We start from the raw sequence: 15,695 nt of genomic DNA on the forward strand, positions 1-15,695 counted from the left end.
GAGTGAAGACCCAAGGATGACGAAACGGCGGGGCCATCAGCCGGGTGCTGCCAGCGCCTTCTCGATCTCCGGCAACAGCAGCGCTTGTGCTGAGCCCGGCGTCAGCGGGCCGACGTGCTTGTAGGCGATCTTGCCGTCCTTGCCGACGACGAAGGTTTCCGGCACGCCGTAGACCCCCCAGTCGATCGCCGCGCGCCCTGCCGTGTCGACGCCGATCGCCTGGAACGGGTTGCCGAGATCGCCGAGGAACCGGCGGGCGTTTTCCGGCTGGTCCTTGTAGTTGAGGGCGGCGATGACGAAGCGCTTGTCCTGCGACAGCGCCAGCAGCAGCGGATGTTCGTCGCGGCACGGCCCGCACCACGACGCGAAGACGTTGACGAGCGTGACCTTGCCGGCAAACTGCCTGGAATCAAGCCCCGGCAAATTCATGCCCTCCAGCGCCGGCAGATTGGTCTGCGGCGCCGGCAGGCCGATCAGCGCCGATGGCACTTCCGAAGTGTCGCGGCCGGACAGCAGCTGCGTCAGGAACAGCCCCGCCAGCCCGAGGAAAATCAGCAGCGGCAACAGCACGATCAGGCGGCGTGAGCGCGCCGGCGTTTCCGTCTCCATGCTCATGATTTCCCCGCCTTGTCGGAGCGCCGCCGCACGCCGGACGCTTCCAGCTCGGCGAGGTCTCGTCTGCGTGCACGCTGGTCGAGTAGGATCCAGCCGATCAGCCCGGCCAGCACCACGGCCGTAATGGCATAGGCAGCGGTCACATAGAGCGCATGCGCGCTCATAGGGGTCGCTCCTCCGGTGCAAAACCTTTCAGCCGGACCATTTCGCTTCGTTCCAACATGCCTTCCTTTAACCCTGCGCCATCGGCTTCGCAATCGACAGCAGCGCCGCAGCCTTTGACGCCCTGTAATCACCAACATGGCCGGCCAAATCAGTCGGTTCCATGGCGCAGCGCCAACGCTGCCGCAACCGGCCCCAGCACGGCAAGAAACAAGGTCAGCGCGGCAAGAATGAGGAAAGGCTGCAGAAACGGATCAAGGTTCGCCACCGCGCCATAGCTTGCCGAGACGCCGAAGATCAGCACCGGGATGGTCAGCGGCAGCACCAGCACCGAGATCAGCAGCCCGCCGCGCGGCAGTGCCACCGCCACCGCCGCACCGGCAGCGCCGATGAAGGTAATCGCCGGCGTGCCGACCAGAAGGGTCAGCGCCGTGGCGCCGATGCCGATCGGCTCCATGTTCATGAACAGGCCGAGCAGGGGTGCCGCGATGACCAGCGGCAGCACGCTTCCTGCCCAATGCGCCAGGCATTTTGTCAGCACGGTCAGCGCCAGCATCTGCCGGTCGTCGCCGAGCACCAGCAGATCGAGCGAGCCGTCTTCCCGGTCGGCCTGGAACAATCGGTCGAGACCGAGCAGGCAAGCCAGCAAGGCGCCGATCCACAGGATCGCCGGGCCGATGCGGGCAAGCAGATTGAGGTCCGGCCCGACGCCGAACGGGATCGTGGCGATCACCGCGAGAAAGAAGATCACGCCGGTCAGCGCCCCGCCGCCGGCCCGGATACTCAGGCGGATATCGCGCAGGAAGAGGGCTAGCATGGTTTTAGATGCCCTTGCCCAGGCACCCCCCTCTGTCCTGCCGACATTACCGAGTTTCCCCCATCCTCAATTCTTGTGCCCCCTCCAACCCCAGCGGCAGATGCGTCGCCGCAATAATGATTCCGCCCTCCGAACAGTGCTCCCGCATCAGCCGGCCGAATCGCTCTTCCGAAGCCTTGTCCAATCCGGCCGTCGGCTCGTCGAGCAGCCACAGCGGCCGCCGGCTGACCAGCAGTTTTGCGATCGCCGCGCGGCGGCGTTGCCCGGTGGAGAGATAGCCGAACGGCAGATGGCCGATACCGTCAAGCCCGACCATTGCCAGCGCCTCTTCGGCGCTCAAAAAATCCGCACCCGAAAAATCGCGCCAGAAGCGCAGATTCTCCGCCACGCTCAGCGCCGTCTTCATCGCGTTCTGGTGGCCGAGATAGTGGCAGGCCGAGGCGACCGACGGAAAATCCTCACCGCCACCTTCGAGAAGCAAACGGCCTGCCACCACCGGCAGCAACCCGGCAACGACCCTGAGCAGTGTCGATTTTCCCGCGCCGTTCGGCCCGGTGACGATCAGCGCCTGGCCTTTGCCAAGGGCAAAGTCGAGGCCGGAAAAAACCGCCTCGCCGCCGCGTTCGCCGCCCAGATTTTCGGCGATCAGCCGCATTCCATGCCCGTCCCGAAAACATCGCGCCACGGCAGCTGCCGCATCGCACAAAATAGCCGTTCGACTGTCTAGAACTATTCCAGGAAATTCTCTATATGCGGGGCATCCGTGCCAGCGGTCGGCACGGGAAGCGAATTAGCGCCGAACCAGCGCACGCGCCGCCTTGAACGGCTCGGGTTGGCTGGGAACGGACAGCGGAAATGGCCGTACCCGCACCTTTGCGCGTGATTGCATGCCATCGGCGTCCGTTCCCTTTCAGGCTGAACAGACAAGGACGGATCGCACGTGTCAAAATCCCTCGATAGTTTCAATTGCCGCCGCACGCTGACCGCGGGCGGCTCCGATTATGTTTACTACGACCTCGTCGAGGCCGAGAAGAACGGCCTCACCGACATCGCCCAACTGCCCTATTCGATGAAGGTGCTGCTGGAGAACCTGTTGCGCAACGAGGACGGCCGTTCCGTCACCAAGGAGAGCATCCAGGCGGTCGCCGGCTGGCTGACCGACAGGGGCACCGCCGGGGTCGAGATCGCCTATCGCCCGGCCCGCGTGCTGATGCAGGATTTCACTGGCGTTCCGGCCGTGGTCGACCTGGCCGCCATGCGCGATGCCATGGCCTCGCTCGGCGGCGACCCGCAAAAGATCAATCCGCTGGTGCCGGTCGACCTGGTCATCGACCACTCGGTCATCGTCGATGAGTTCGGCACGCCGCTGGCTTTCGCCCGGAATGTCGAGCTTGAATACGAGCGCAACGAGGAACGCTACAAATTCCTGAAATGGGGCCAGCAGGCTTTCCGCAACTTCCGCGTCGTGCCGCCCGGCACCGGCATCTGCCACCAGGTCAATCTCGAATATCTCGGCCAGGTCGTGTGGACCAACACTGAAGGCGGCGAAACCACCGCCTATCCCGACACCTGCGTCGGCACCGATTCGCACACCACCATGATCAACGGCCTTGGCGTGCTCGGCTGGGGCGTCGGCGGCATCGAGGCCGAGGCCGCGATGCTTGGCCAGCCCGTCTCCATGCTGTTGCCCGAAGTCATCGGCTTCCGGCTCACCGGCAGGCTCAGGGAAGGCGTCACCGCCACCGATCTCGTGCTCACCGTCACCCAGATGCTGCGCAAGAAGGGCGTCGTCGGCAAGTTCGTCGAATTCTTCGGTCCGGGTCTGTCCAACATGACGCTGGCCGACCGCGCCACCATCGGCAATATGGCGCCCGAATATGGCGCGACCTGCGGCTTCTTTCCGGTCGATGGCGAAACCATCCGCTACCTCACCATGTCCGGCCGCGAGGAAAACCGCATCGCGCTGGTCGAGGCATACGCCAAGGCGCAAGGCATGTGGCGCGATACCGGGTCGGCCGATCCGGTCTTCACCGACCTGCTCGAGCTCGATCTCGGCAGTGTCGTGCCGTCGATGGCCGGCCCCAAGCGTCCAGAGGGCCGGGTCGCGCTCGAAGGCATTCCGGCCGGCTTTGTCAAGGCGATGGAAACCGAATACAAGAAGGCGGTCGAAATCGACAAGCGCTATGCCGTCGAGGGCACCGACTACGACCTTGGCCATGGCGACGTCGTCATTGCCGCCATCACCTCCTGCACCAACACGTCGAACCCGAGCGTGCTGATCGGCGCCGGGTTGCTGGCACGCAACGCCAACCGGCTCGGGCTCAAGCAGAAGCCGTGGGTCAAGACATCGCTGGCGCCGGGCAGCCAGGTCGTCGCCGAATATCTGGAGAAATCCGGCCTGCAGAAGGAACTGGACCAGATCGGCTTCAATCTGGTCGGCTTCGGCTGCACCACCTGCATCGGCAATTCCGGCCCGTTGCCGGCGCCGATCTCCAGAACCATCAACGACAAGGGCTTGATTGCTGCCGCGGTGCTTTCCGGCAACCGCAATTTCGAAGGCCGCGTCTCGCCCGACGTGCAGGCGAACTACCTCGCTTCGCCGCCGCTGGTCGTCGCCCACGCACTGGCCGGGACCGTGACCAAGGATCTGACCACCGAACCGCTCGGCGAGGACCGCGACGGCAACCCGGTCTACCTCAGGGACATCTGGCCGAGCTCGGTCGAGATCCAGGAGTTCATCGAGAAGAACGTGACGCGCGAACTGTTCGCCCGCAAATATGCCGACGTCTTCAAGGGCGACGAATACTGGCAGAACGTCAAGGCGCCGGAAGGTCAGACCTATTCCTGGGACAACAATTCGACCTATGTGCAGAACCCGCCCTACTTCGCTGGCATGACATCGGGCTTCGGCACGATCGGCCACATCAAGGGCGCCCGCGTGCTCGGCCTGTTCGGCGACAAGATCACCACCGACCACATCTCACCGGCCGGCTCGATCAAGGCGGCCTCGCCGGCCGGCAAGTACCTCATCGATCATGGCGTCGGGGTTGCCGACTTCAATCAATACGGCACACGGCGCGGCAATCACGAGGTGATGATGCGCGGCACCTTCGCCAATATCCGCATCCGCAACCACATGCTGGGTGAGAACGGCCGCGAGGGCGGCTACACGATTCACTATCCGTCGAAGGAAGAGAAATCGATCTACGACGCCGCCATGGAGTACAAGAAGGAAGGCGTGCCGCTGGTCATCTTCGCCGGTGTCGAATACGGCAACGGCTCGTCGCGCGACTGGGCGGCCAAGGGCACCAACCTGTTGGGTGTTCGCGCCGTCATCGCTCAGTCCTTCGAGCGCATCCACCGCTCGAACCTGGTCGGCATGGGGGTCATCCCGTTCGTCTTCGAGGAGGGCACCTCATGGGCCTCGCTCAACCTCAAGGGCGACGAACTGGTCGAAATCGACGGGCTGAGCGCCATCAAGCCGCGTCAGAAGATGATTGCGAAGATCACTTATGGCGACGGCACGGTGAAGAACATTCCGATCATCTGCCGCATCGATACGCTGGACGAGCTCGATTACTTCAAGAACGGCGGCATCCTGCAATATGTGCTGCGCGATCTGGCCGCATAATGTGAAGGGAATAGGGGAGTAGGGCAGTAAGGCAGTAGGGGAAAAGTCGCCTCCGCTGCCTCGTCCTACTCCTACTGCCCTACTGCCCTACTGCCATACTGCCCTAATTTCGGCCCTCCGAACCGCGCCGCCGCCGCCAGCAGCACGCCGAGCATCAGCCCGTTGAGGATGTGCCACAGGAAATGCGTGCCGAGCGGGAAGCTGCCGCAAACCAGCGGATCGATCGTCCTGAAGATGACCGACACGACGAAGATCGCCGAGCCCGCCAGATTGTACCAGCCGGCGCGGTTGCCGCTCGCCGCCACCCAGGCGCCGAAGAAGGCGAGCGCCAGGAAGGGCGGCAGGTAGCCGGTCGTGCCGTTCGATGCCTGGCGCAGCCAGTACGGCACGGCCGAGGTCAACAACCCGGTGACGGCATAGAAGGCGAAGAAGATGGCGATCGCCTTGCCCCATTTCATACCGAGGAAACGGCGCAGGTTGAACAGCGTGTAGGCCAGCGTGAACCCGGCGATCGGCAGCACGTCGGCCCAGACAGTGGCATGGTTGGCAAAGGTGTGGAACAGCGCCGAGCCGGTGCCGATCGCCACCACCCACCAGGCCAGAATTTCGGCGAAGATGCCTGTGCCGCGCCGGCGCACCTCCCGGACACCCCACAGCCCAGCGACAAGAAAAGCCATATTGGTCAGTGCGTTGACCGGTTCGGCCCAGAACTGTGGCCCGACCCGCTCGCAGTACAGGTCGACCGGCGTCAGGAGAGTTTGCCACATGCTGATTGTCGCCCGAATCGGTATCTACCTTGAAGTGTAGCCCATCCTGTTGCGCCCTTGCAGTTTGTCGCAACGGTAGAATTTCACCGCAACGTGACTTCCCGTTGACTGCCGCTTCTGCCACATATTTCGCCAACCAGAACAAAGCCGGCCATCACCGGCGGGAGTCGAAACGGCCATGACACCTCGAAGACCATTGCGGCTTGCGGCGTTTGCGCTGGCCCTCTCGGTGCTTGCCGGAGCTGGACTTGCCGCCAATGCGCTTGCCGGCGAGGCCGACCGCTCCCAGACAGATAAATCCCTGGTCGGCCAGCCCTTGGGCGTGGTCGAGCTCTTCACCAGCCAGGGCTGCAGTTCCTGCCTGCCGGCCGATGCATTTTTCGCCGAGCTTGCCGCCAAGGAGAACATCGTCGCGCTCGCCTATCACGTCGACTACTGGGATTATCTCGGTTGGAAGGACACGCTGAGCCGCAAGGAGAACACCGAGCGGCAGTATGAATATATGCGTGCCTTCGGCAGCCGCTCGGTCTATACGCCGCAGGCCGTCATCAATGGCCGCAGCCATGTCAACGGCGCCCGCCGCGAGGAAGTCGACGGCGCGCTCGCCCGCATGGAAACGTCCGGCGAAGGCATGCAGGTCCCCATCGACGTCAGCCGGACCAGCGACCGCGTCATCATCGACGCCGGCGATGCCGGGAGCGGCCCCAGCGATGCCCATGTCGTCATCGTCTATTTCGACCCGCCGCAGACGATCAAGATCGGCAAGGGCGAGAACACCGGCCGCAGCATGACCTATTGGAACGCCGTCTCCGGCATCCAGACCGCCGGCATGTGGCACGGCAAGGCGCAGCGCTACGAATTGCCGATGAGCGTGATTGCCAAGAAAGGCGGCTGCGCCGTGCTGCTGCAATCGGTGGGCAAGGACGGCATGCCGGGTCCCATCCTGGGCGCCGCCCTGATCCACAAGCCCTGAACGCCCTCTCCTTCTCCCCTTGTGGGGCCCGAAGGGCGGGCGAGGCCCACGACTCGCCCCGGGTGGTGGATCGGCGCGCAACTTCGAAGGAATGAGGCAGCGGCGATTTCAAGCAAATTACCAAGCTGCGACATCCCTCATCCGTCGCCTTCGGCGACACCTTCTCCCACAAGGGGAGAAGGGAAGGCTGCGCATTCACTCGGCCAATAAAATAAAAAACCGACGTCAACTTGCTTCTGACGCCGGTCATTTAGATTTTGGGATCGTCGCACTCGATTTCTCCAAGGGAGAAACCGAGGTTGGTTCGATCCGACGCAGACCCGTGGGCGGGGGGCTTGGGGTTTACGAGCCAGTGCCGGACCGAACCGTCTCAGGCAACACCCGTAAATTCGTCGGAGATTGGGGCTTTAGCGCGGTTAAAAGAAGGCAGGATTGTGGCAAAGCATCACCAATTTCAACGGGCGTTTTTATAAACGTGACTGGACACCGCGGAAACGTTGCGCCGCCAGCCTTTCCCCAGCCGGGCTTGCAATTCCATGGCGAAAGCGCCAACTTTGATTGATGTAAGATTCATTCGAAGGGATCGAGGCATGACTGATCACGGCAGTGGGACGGAGGATGGGGACGCATCCGCAATACTGATCCCGCTGCATGAGGCAAGACGTGAACGCCTCGACCAGCCGGTGCGGTTCGACCGGCGTGAATTGGACCAGATCCTGAGGCTTTACGGGCGCATGGTCGCCGCCAATGAATGGCGCGACTACGCCATCGACCATCTTGCCGACCGCGCCGTCTTTTCCGTCTTCCGTCGCACCAGCGAGGTGCCGCTGTTCCAGATCGTCAAGGATCCGAAGCTGGCGCGCCGGCAAGGGGCTTTCGCCGTCATCGCCGCCGGCGGCCGCATCCTTAAGCGCGGCCAGGAGCTTGGCCGCGTGCTTGGCGTGTTCGACCGCACGCTGAAACTTGTCGAGGCCTAACTACTTGTTGTGCTTCCGGAATCTCCGTTCCGGCAGTGAGTTGGGATCGGGCGGAACCTGAGACCCGCCATTGATCGGCAGTTGCATGAACACCGTGTCGAGCCAGCGTCCGAGCTTGTAGCCGGAGGCTTCCAGACGGCCCGAATGGCGAAAGCCGAGCTTTTCATGCAGCCGGACCGAGGCACTGTCCGGCCGACCGTCGCCGATCACCGCGATGATCTGGCGGAAGCCCGCCCCGCCTCGGCCGCCGCGATCAGCCCTTGCATCAGCTTCAGCCCGATGCCATGGCCCTTGGCCTCGGGCGCGACATAGACAGAATCTTCGACGATGAACCGGTACGCAGGCCGCGCCCGGAAGGCGCCGGCATAGGCATAACCGAGCACGATGCCGGCTTTTTCCGCCACCAGATAGGGAAAGCCGCCCGCTATCAAACTGTCGAAGCGCTCGCCCATCTCGGCACGATCAGGCGGCTCCAGTTCGTAGCTCGCCGTGCCGTGGATCACCGCATCGGCATAGATGGCGGTGATCCGGTCGAGATCGGCCGCTGTCGCGCCGCGTATCGTGATGCTGCTCATAATTTATGCAAGCCGTTCATCTGCCTTCTATAACAGCAAAGGCCGGCACAGAAGGAAAGGGCGGCCGTTGGGCCGCCCTTTCCTAATTCGCTGGTCCACAGACTCAAGGGGCCGTTGTTAACGGCGATCGCCCATGAACTGCAGCAGGAACATGAACAGGTTGATGAAGTCGAGATAGAGCCTCAGAGCGCCCATGATAGCTTTGCGGCCGGCGACATCAGTCTCGTCGCCCTCGAAATACATCTCCTTGATGTTCTGCGTGTCGTAGGCGGTCAGCCCTGCGAAGATCAGCACGCCGATCGCCGAAACGGCGAAGGAAAGCGCCGACGACTGCAGGAAGATGTTGATCACACTTGCGATGATCAGACCGACCAGGCCCATGATCAGGAACGAACCGAGCGCGGAAAGATCGCGCTTGGTCGTGTAGCCGTAGAGCGACAGCCCGCCAAAGGCGGCGGCGGTGGCGAAGAAGGTCTGCGAGATGCTGGCGGTGGTGTAGACCAGGAAGATCGACGACAGTGACAGGCCGACGAGGCCGGCATAGACCCAGAACGTCGTCTGCGCGGCCGAAACGCTCATCGACTGGACGCGAAACGACAGGAACAGCACCGCTGCCAGGGGGGCAAAGATCACTAGCCATTTCAGCGGCGAGCCGAAGATCGCGTAGCCGAAGGATGTCAGCATATCGCCGTTCGGCAGCGTAGCGACCGCCGAAGCCGGATCGGTGGTGGTGGCCAGCATGATCGTTCCGACCGCGGCGAGGCCGGTGATGAGGAGGCCAAGCCCCATCAGATTGTAGACCTTGATCATATAAGCGCGCAGGCCCTGGTCGATAGCAGCATCGACGCCGACGCCGGGCACGGCACGCGTCTGATAATTGCGAACGGGTTCAGCCATGGAAATCCTCATATTGCTTCTGCCCCGTCCGGTGTCCGGTCGATTTGGACCGAGGCGCCGCTGGCGGGGCTCCAGCATGCCTGCCGCGAAATATGATGGTTATTCGCGTCAAGAACAAGACCGTAACCGGGCGTAATGCTTCGTGAAGTAGCAAAAATCCGGATTTATCGGCCGTCCGAAGCCCAACATTAACAAGATTTAACCCAATCCCGGTCGCGTTGAGCTTGCCGACCCTTGCAGATCAGAGATTGCGCAGCACCGGCGCCGCCTTGTGGCCCAGCACCCGCCAGGTGCCGGCGAGGCCGATGCCGACCGTGACCAGCAAGGCAAAGACAATGGTTGCCACCGCCACATCGGGCATGAAATGCGACGGCAGCGTCATGACGCGCGCGACAACGAACCACGCCGCAATGCCGCCTGCCGCCAGCGCGAAGATCGCCGTGGCGAGGCCGATCAGCATGTATTCCAGCGAAAAGGCCGCGATCAGCGTCTTCCTGGTGGCGCCCAGCGTCTTCAGCACCACCGCATCGTGGATGCGGGCGCGGTTGCCGGCCGCCAACGCGCCGGCCAGCACCAGCACCGAGGCGATCAGCGCCACCCCAGCCGCGGCCCTGATAGCGGTGCCGAGTTGCGCCACCAGCCGGTTGACGATGTCGAGCGCGTCCTTGACCCTGACTGTCGTCACCGCGGGAAAGGCACGGGTGACAGCGTTGAGAAGACGGGCATCGTCGGCCGGCGACGCGCCCTTTTCGGTGAGCGTCGCCAGCCAGCTGTGCGGCGCGCCGGCAAATGTGCTGGGCGAAAACACCATGACGAAATTGATGCCCATCGTCTCCCACTCGACCTGGCGGAAATTGGCGATCTTCGCCGTCACGTTGCGGCCAAGCACGTTGACGGTGACGGTATCGCCGAGTTTCAGCCCGATCTCTTTGCCTTCCTCGGCCGAAAACGACACCAGCGGCTCGCCGGCATAATTGTCCGGCCACCATGTCCCTTCGGTCAGCGTCGCATTCGCAGGAATTCTGGCCTCGTAGGTCAGCCCGCGATCGCCGCGCAGCACCCAGGCCCCTTCCGCCGGGACCTTGACCTTGTCGACGTCGACGCCGTTCAGCGCCATCACCCGGCCGCGCAGCATCGGCACCTTGACCAGCGTGCCTTGCGGCGCCTCCCTGCCGACCAGCGCCGAGAACGCATCGACATCGCTGCTCTGGATGTCGACGAAGAAGAAGTTCGGCGCCCGCTCCGGCAGGTTGCCGGAAATCTGCCGCCTGAGATTGCCGTCGATCAGCGCCAGCGTCACCAGAAGCGTCAGCCCCAGTCCCAGCGACAGCACCACCGACGGCGTCAAGGCGCCCGGCCGATGGATGTTGCCGAGGGCGAGCCTGAGCACCGTCGAGCCAACGCGCGGGCTCCTTTTGGCGGCCCACTGCACCAGCGCGCCGACAAGGCGCAGCACCAAAAAAGCAAAAATGGTGGCGCCGACGAAGATCGAGGCGATGTAGCGGTCGCCGGAAAACAGAATGGCCAGCGCCGCCAGCAGCAGCGCGATGCCGAGCGCCGCCGCCGTGTAGAGCGGGCGCGGAAAGCCGCGGCCCTCAAAACCCATTTCGCGAAACAGCGCCGTCGCCGGCACGTCGCGCGCCCGGCCGAGCGGCAGCAAGGCGAAAGCCAGCGTCACCAGCAGCCCGAACAGCGCCGCCATGCCGAGCGCGCCGGGATAGAATCCGCCCTCCGCCGGCACCGGAATGATCGACTGGAGCGCCGCGCTCGCCGCGAACGGCATTAGCGCGCCAAGCACGACGCCGAGCGTGATGCCAAGCACGGCGATCATCAGGATCTGCACCAGGTAGACGGCAAAGACGAAACCGCCCGAAGCTCCCAGGCTCTTGAAGGTGGCGATGACGCCGCGCTTGCCGTCGAGATAGGCGCGCACCGCATTGGCCACGCCGACGCCGCCGACCACCAGCGCCGTCAGCCCGACCAGCGTCAGGAACTGCGAAAACCGCTCGATATTGGCGGACAATGCCGGTGCTGCATTGCTGCGCGTGCGGATCGACCAGCCGGACTCGGGAAACTCCTCCGCCGCCTGATCCTGAATGGCTTTTATGCGAGCCTCGCCGGTGCCGCCGGGCAGGCGCACCTTGTAGGCGTTCTCGACCAGGCTGCCGGGCTGGATCAAACCGGAAGCGGCAAGCCCGTCGGTCGAGATCATCAGCCGCGGCGCAAAGCCGAAGCCGTCGGATACCGCGTCCGGCTCGTTGACGAGCCGGGCGCGCAGTTCGAAGGTGGCGCTGCCCAGCTTCAGCCGGTCGCCGATCCGAAGATTCAGCCGCTCGAACAAAAGGTCGGGTGCGGCGGCGCCGAAAACACCGGATTGTTCGCCGAACAATTCCTGCTTCGACAGCGCCGGCTCGGTCTGCAGCGCGCCATAGAGCGGATAGGCGCCGTCGGCCGCCTTGGCCTCGACCAGCGCCTGGTCGGAGCCGTCCTCGAGCCGCGCCATCGAGCGCATGTTGGCGCTGTGCGAGACCGTGCCCAGCCCGTCAAGAAAGACGTGCTCGGCCTGCGTCGCGGCGCGCTGATTGAGCTGGAAACGAAGATCGCCGCCGAGCAGTGACTGGCCTTCGTTGGCGACACCGGCGGTAATCGCCCGGGCAACCGAATTGACACCGCCGATCGCCGCGACGCCAAGCGCAATGCAGGCAAGGAAGATCAGGAAGCCGGACAGCCCGCCGCGCATCTCGCGCAGCGAGAAGCGGAAGGCGAGCTTCAGCGTGCGCGACAGCGGCATCAGGCCGGCACCTTGCCAGAATTTGGAACTGGTTCTGGCGCATCCTCGATCCGGCCCGACCGCATCGACACCTGCCGGGAGCAGCGTGCGGCGAGCGCCGGATCGTGGGTGACCAGCACCAGCGTCATGCCGCGCTCGGCCGCTTTGGCGAACAAAAGATCGGCGACCTGCCGTCCCGTCGCCTGGTCCAGATTGCCGGTCGGCTCGTCGGCGATCAGGATGCGCGGCGAAGGCGCCAGTGCCCGGGCGATCGCCACACGCTGCTGTTCGCCGCCGGACAATTCGCCGGGATAGTGAGTGACGCGATCGCTCAAGCCCACCGCCACGAGCTCCCGCGCCGCCACCCCGAACGGATCGGCATGGCCGGCTAGTTCCAGTGGCACTGCGACATTTTCGAGCGCCGTCATGTTGGGAATGAGGTGGAAGGACTGGAAGACGATGCCAATGTTTCGCCCACGAAACGATGCGATCTGATCTTCGCTCTTGCCGTTCAGCAATTCGCCGGCGATTCGTACCGTACCCGAATCGACCCTTTCCAAACCGGCCAAAACCATCAGCAGCGTCGACTTTCCCGAGCCCGACGGCCCGACAATGCCGGTCGCCTCGCCACTTGCCACGTCGAGGCTGACGCCTTTCAGGACATGGACGGAAGACGCTCCTTCCCCGAGTGTCAGCGATACGTTTTTCAGCGCGATGACGGCTTCTGTCAAAATAAAATCGTCCTATATGGGAAAGGGAGGGCAGAATTCGCCTACCGCCAGTATAATGTTCTCGGTCATATGGGGCCCTGCCGCATGGCTTTCAAACACCGACTTGCCGCAGCCTTCGTCCTTTTCCTCGGAATTTGCGGCGCCATTTCTTCGGCGCGCGCCGAGCCGTTCAAGATCGTCGGCTTCGGCGACAGCCTGATGGCAGGCTTTGGCCTCGGACCGGACGAAGGCTTCACCCGGAAACTTGAGGCAGCACTCGGCGCCAAGGGCCACGATGTGACCGTCGCCAATGCCGGCGTATCCGGCGATACGTCGAGTGGTGGCCTGTCGCGGCTCGACTGGTCGGTGCCGGACGGCACGCAGCTTGTCATTCTCGAACTCGGTGCCAACGACATGCTGCGCGGCGTTTCTCCCGATATCACCCAAAAAAATCTCGACGCCATGCTGGCGAAGCTGAAGCAGCGCAACATCGCCGTGCTGCTGGCCGGCATGCGCGCCGCCCCCAATCTCGGCGCCGACTACCAGAACGGCTTTGACGCTATCTTCCCGAAACTGGCGGAAAAACACGGCGTCCCGCTCTATCCATTCTTTCTCGACGGCGTAGCCGGCGAACCAGCTATGCAACTTGAGGACGGCCTGCACCCGAATGCCAAGGGCGTCGACCGCATGGTCGAGCGCATACTGCCGGATGTCGAGAAAGCCATTGCCGTGGTTAAGGGCAACTCTTGAAGGGACCGGATTTCGATGATGCTACGCATTCCCCGCACGATTTGATTTTAGGCCAGGTGCAACCAACAAACCGCTTGCCCCGCTCGATTTTCGATGATTCGCTAGGGGCAGAGTTTCGATTCGAGGACAGGAGGCTTGCCATGCCGCGTCTTTTCACCGCCCTCGAAATACCGCGTGATGCCGCCCTTTCGCTGTCCCTGCTCCGGGGCGGCCTGCCCGGGGCCCGTTGGATCGACGTCGAGAACTACCATATGACGCTGCGCTTCATTGGCGATGTCGAGGGCCATGTCGCCGACGAGATCGCCAACGCGCTCGACCGTGTCCACCGCCCGTCCTTCGCGCTGACACTGTCCGGCGTCGGCGCCTTCGGCCAGAAAAAACCGCACGCGGTGTGGGCCGGCGTCTCCTTCTCGCCCGATCTTGCGGCGCTGCAAGCCGAGATCGAGCGCATCTGCCAGCGCCTCGGCATCCCCGCCGACCCGCGCAAATTCATGCCGCATGTGACGCTGGCCAGATTGCGCAATTCGAGCCCGCTCGACGTCGCCCAGTATCTCTCGGCGCGCGGCAATTTTTCGACGTTGCCCTTCCGTGTCGGCCGCTTCGTCCTGATGTCGTCGCGCGATTCGGTCGGCGGCGGACCCTACATCGTCGAGGAGGCCTGGCCGCTGTCGGGCGCCGACAGCCGTGCCTCGAGCCGCGTCGCCAGCGCCTCCGACGCTTCGCGGATTATGCGGTAGACCGAGGCAAACGCCTCCGGCCCCTGATGATAGGGGTCCGGCACGTCGCCCACCTTTCCCTCGGCGAACTCGAGGAACAGATGGACACGGTCGCGCATGGCGGCAGGCACCAGCGCTTTAAGATCCCGGAGATTCGATCGGTCCATGGCGAGAATGAGGTCGAAACGCGAAAAATCGTCCGGCGCCAGCTTGCGCGCCGTCTGTCCGGAAATATCGACGCCGTGCCGCTTGGCGATCGAGATCGAGCGCGGGTCGGGTGCCGAACCGGCTTCCCAGTCGCTGGTCCCGGCCGAATCGAGCAGGATATCCCGATCGAGGCCGCGCTCTGCCAGGACGGCGCGCAACACGCCCTCCGCCAGTGGCGAGCGGCAGATATTGCCGAGACAGACAAAGAGAATGGATTTTATCGGCTTGGCGCTCATCGATCCGGCACTATGCTGAAGACTGCAAATCCAGATAGCACGGGAAGCGACCATGGCGAGAGAGAAACTGGGCAGGGAGGCGGTCGCCGAGGCGCTGGCCGGGCTCGACGGCTGGTCGCTGGCCGAGGATGGCGGCTCGCTCACGCGCAGCTTCACCTTCAGCGATTTTTCCGAAGCCTTCGCCTTCATGACCCGCGTCGCCTTGGCGGCGGAGACGATCGACCATCACCCCGACTGGTCGAACGTCTACAACACCGTGAACGTGACGCTGAACACCCATGATGCCGGCGGCCTGACCGCGCTCGACTTCGAACTGGCCAGGACGATGAGCCGCTATTTCGGTCAGGTCGTTGGAGATCTGTCGACGCCGTAGCCTGATTTTTCAGGCCGCGGAACGGCCGGGCTCTTGTAGTGGACTGGCACTTTCACCACATTTTCCGCTGGCAGGCGCGCGTGGAACGCCATGCGCAGCCTCGTTAGGAGAGACTGATGGCGCAAAAATCAGGTTTTGATTTCTTCGGCTTTGGCGGCAAGCCGGGCGACGAGAGCGAAGTGCGCGAGAAATTCTGGCGCACGGCCAAGCGGGCTGCCCGGCAGATCCCGTTCATGGAGGAACTGGTCGCCGCCTACTACTGCGCCATGGACAAGAACACGCCGCTGCGCGCCAAGGGCATCCTGGTGGCGGCGCTGGGCTATTTCGTGCTGCCGGCTGACGTCATCCCCGACTTCGTCCTCGGACTGGGCTTTACCGACGACATCGCCGTGCTGACCGCCGCGATCACCACCGTCAAAGCCCACATCACATCAGCGCATCGGCTCGCCGCCAAACAGGCGATTGCCGACAACGGCTGAGCCGGCGATAAGGCAGAAAAGTCAAACTCTTGCCGCTTTC

Annotated in this window: 16 protein-coding genes and 1 pseudogene; 7 read left to right on the forward strand and 10 right to left on the reverse strand. The window is 63.7% G+C overall.

What is annotated here, in order from left to right; translation table 11 throughout:
• Nucleotides 1-36: 36 nt before the first annotated feature.
• From AC0L2K_RS00980 to ccmA, 4 genes are all read right to left on the reverse strand, one after another.
• Nucleotides 37-615, reverse strand: a complete 579-nt coding sequence (locus tag AC0L2K_RS00980) for a DsbE family thiol:disulfide interchange protein (protein WP_023803345.1) — start codon at nucleotides 613-615, stop codon at nucleotides 37-39.
• A complete protein-coding gene (gene ccmD, locus AC0L2K_RS00985) occupies nucleotides 612-779 on the reverse strand; it encodes a heme exporter protein CcmD (protein ID WP_023803344.1) in 168 nt (55 codons plus the stop codon). Before ccmD ends, AC0L2K_RS00980 begins: the two co-directional genes overlap by 4 nt.
• 149 nt (nucleotides 780-928) lie before the next feature.
• Nucleotides 929-1,594, reverse strand: coding sequence for a heme exporter protein CcmB (ccmB, locus tag AC0L2K_RS00990; protein ID WP_473530359.1), 666 nt, complete (start codon nucleotides 1,592-1,594; stop codon nucleotides 929-931).
• A gap of 46 nt (nucleotides 1,595-1,640) precedes the next feature.
• Complete coding sequence (ccmA, locus tag AC0L2K_RS00995; RefSeq protein ID WP_287225063.1) at nucleotides 1,641-2,249, reverse strand: heme ABC exporter ATP-binding protein CcmA; 609 nt, start codon at nucleotides 2,247-2,249, stop codon at nucleotides 1,641-1,643.
• 285 nt (nucleotides 2,250-2,534) lie between these two features.
• Here ccmA and acnA point away from each other — a divergent pair, with 285 nt between their 5' ends.
• On the forward strand, nucleotides 2,535-5,225 hold the full coding sequence (gene acnA / locus AC0L2K_RS01000) for an aconitate hydratase AcnA (protein WP_473530360.1): 2,691 nt from the start codon (nucleotides 2,535-2,537) through the stop codon (nucleotides 5,223-5,225).
• 71 nt (nucleotides 5,226-5,296) lie between these two features.
• On the opposite strand, the gene AC0L2K_RS01005 is transcribed toward acnA, so the two are convergent.
• Complete coding sequence (locus AC0L2K_RS01005) at nucleotides 5,297-5,992, reverse strand: ceramidase domain-containing protein (protein ID WP_473530361.1); 696 nt, start codon at nucleotides 5,990-5,992, stop codon at nucleotides 5,297-5,299.
• A gap of 178 nt (nucleotides 5,993-6,170) precedes the next feature.
• Here AC0L2K_RS01005 and AC0L2K_RS01010 point away from each other — a divergent pair, with 178 nt between their 5' ends.
• Both AC0L2K_RS01010 and AC0L2K_RS01015 read left to right on the forward strand, forming a co-directional pair.
• Entirely contained in the window at nucleotides 6,171-6,965 is a 795-nt protein-coding gene (locus AC0L2K_RS01010) for a DUF1223 domain-containing protein (protein WP_091592176.1), read from the forward strand.
• A gap of 590 nt (nucleotides 6,966-7,555) precedes the next feature.
• The gene (locus AC0L2K_RS01015) at nucleotides 7,556-7,942 is read left to right on the forward strand and encodes a DUF2794 domain-containing protein (protein WP_023803338.1); all 387 of its coding nucleotides are present in this window, start codon (nucleotides 7,556-7,558) and stop codon (nucleotides 7,940-7,942) included.
• Here AC0L2K_RS01015 and AC0L2K_RS01020 read toward each other — a convergent pair.
• From AC0L2K_RS01020 to AC0L2K_RS01035, 4 genes and pseudogenes are all read right to left on the reverse strand, one after another.
• Nucleotides 7,943-8,517: pseudogene (locus AC0L2K_RS01020) on the reverse strand (GNAT family N-acetyltransferase).
• 117 nt (nucleotides 8,518-8,634) lie between these two features.
• A complete protein-coding gene (locus tag AC0L2K_RS01025; protein ID WP_091592171.1) occupies nucleotides 8,635-9,414 on the reverse strand; it encodes a Bax inhibitor-1/YccA family protein in 780 nt (259 codons plus the stop codon).
• A 241-nt stretch (nucleotides 9,415-9,655) separates the two neighbouring features.
• Nucleotides 9,656-12,205, reverse strand: a complete 2,550-nt coding sequence (locus tag AC0L2K_RS01030) for an ABC transporter permease (RefSeq protein ID WP_473530362.1) — start codon at nucleotides 12,203-12,205, stop codon at nucleotides 9,656-9,658.
• A complete protein-coding gene (locus tag AC0L2K_RS01035; protein ID WP_473530363.1) occupies nucleotides 12,205-12,915 on the reverse strand; it encodes an ABC transporter ATP-binding protein in 711 nt (236 codons plus the stop codon). The genes AC0L2K_RS01030 and AC0L2K_RS01035 overlap by 1 nt, the downstream gene beginning before the upstream one ends.
• 84 nt (nucleotides 12,916-12,999) lie before the next feature.
• Here AC0L2K_RS01035 and AC0L2K_RS01040 point away from each other — a divergent pair, with 84 nt between their 5' ends.
• Nucleotides 13,000-13,644 carry an arylesterase gene (locus tag AC0L2K_RS01040; protein WP_287248208.1) on the forward strand — a complete coding sequence of 215 codons (645 nt, stop codon included), beginning with the start codon at nucleotides 13,000-13,002 and terminating at the stop codon, nucleotides 13,642-13,644.
• A gap of 140 nt (nucleotides 13,645-13,784) precedes the next feature.
• On the forward strand, nucleotides 13,785-14,381 hold the full coding sequence (thpR, locus tag AC0L2K_RS01045; RefSeq protein WP_027153691.1) for an RNA 2',3'-cyclic phosphodiesterase: 597 nt from the start codon (nucleotides 13,785-13,787) through the stop codon (nucleotides 14,379-14,381).
• Here the strand turns inward: thpR and AC0L2K_RS01050 are convergent.
• Nucleotides 14,285-14,803 carry a low molecular weight protein-tyrosine-phosphatase gene (locus AC0L2K_RS01050; protein ID WP_473530364.1) on the reverse strand — a complete coding sequence of 173 codons (519 nt, stop codon included), beginning with the start codon at nucleotides 14,801-14,803 and terminating at the stop codon, nucleotides 14,285-14,287. The genes thpR and AC0L2K_RS01050 overlap by 97 nt on opposite strands.
• A gap of 52 nt (nucleotides 14,804-14,855) precedes the next feature.
• On the opposite strand from AC0L2K_RS01050, the gene AC0L2K_RS01055 reads away from it, so the two are divergent.
• Together AC0L2K_RS01055 and AC0L2K_RS01060 are read left to right on the forward strand one after the other, a co-directional pair.
• Nucleotides 14,856-15,176, forward strand: a complete 321-nt coding sequence (locus AC0L2K_RS01055) for a 4a-hydroxytetrahydrobiopterin dehydratase (RefSeq protein WP_473530365.1) — start codon at nucleotides 14,856-14,858, stop codon at nucleotides 15,174-15,176.
• A 116-nt stretch (nucleotides 15,177-15,292) separates the two neighbouring features.
• Nucleotides 15,293-15,655, forward strand: coding sequence for a YkvA family protein (locus AC0L2K_RS01060; protein ID WP_023803329.1), 363 nt, complete (start codon nucleotides 15,293-15,295; stop codon nucleotides 15,653-15,655).
• Nucleotides 15,656-15,695: the final 40 nt, after the last annotated feature.

The organism is Mesorhizobium sp. WSM4817 (genome assembly GCF_055811135.1).

Coding starts and splice junctions, on each gene's coding strand:
- AC0L2K_RS00980 (WP_023803345.1), bottom strand. CDS start 615: ATGAGCATGGAGACGGAAACGCCGGCGCGCTCACGCCGCCTGATCGTG.
- ccmD (WP_023803344.1), bottom strand. CDS start 779: ATGAGCGCGCATGCGCTCTATGTGACCGCTGCCTATGCCATTACGGCC.
- ccmB (WP_473530359.1), bottom strand. CDS start 1,594: ATGCTAGCCCTCTTCCTGCGCGATATCCGCCTGAGTATCCGGGCCGGC.
- ccmA (WP_287225063.1), bottom strand. CDS start 2,249: ATGCGGCTGATCGCCGAAAATCTGGGCGGCGAACGCGGCGGCGAGGCG.
- AC0L2K_RS01005 (WP_473530361.1), bottom strand. CDS start 5,992: ATGTGGCAAACTCTCCTGACGCCGGTCGACCTGTACTGCGAGCGGGTC.
- AC0L2K_RS01010 (WP_091592176.1), top strand. CDS start 6,171: ATGACACCTCGAAGACCATTGCGGCTTGCGGCGTTTGCGCTGGCCCTC.
- AC0L2K_RS01015 (WP_023803338.1), top strand. CDS start 7,556: ATGACTGATCACGGCAGTGGGACGGAGGATGGGGACGCATCCGCAATA.
- AC0L2K_RS01025 (WP_091592171.1), bottom strand. CDS start 9,414: ATGGCTGAACCCGTTCGCAATTATCAGACGCGTGCCGTGCCCGGCGTC.
- AC0L2K_RS01030 (WP_473530362.1), bottom strand. CDS start 12,205: ATGCCGCTGTCGCGCACGCTGAAGCTCGCCTTCCGCTTCTCGCTGCGC.
- AC0L2K_RS01040 (WP_287248208.1), top strand. CDS start 13,000: ATGGCTTTCAAACACCGACTTGCCGCAGCCTTCGTCCTTTTCCTCGGA.
- thpR (WP_027153691.1), top strand. CDS start 13,785: ATGCCGCGTCTTTTCACCGCCCTCGAAATACCGCGTGATGCCGCCCTT.
- AC0L2K_RS01050 (WP_473530364.1), bottom strand. CDS start 14,803: ATGAGCGCCAAGCCGATAAAATCCATTCTCTTTGTCTGTCTCGGCAAT.
- AC0L2K_RS01055 (WP_473530365.1), top strand. CDS start 14,856: ATGGCGAGAGAGAAACTGGGCAGGGAGGCGGTCGCCGAGGCGCTGGCC.
- AC0L2K_RS01060 (WP_023803329.1), top strand. CDS start 15,293: ATGGCGCAAAAATCAGGTTTTGATTTCTTCGGCTTTGGCGGCAAGCCG.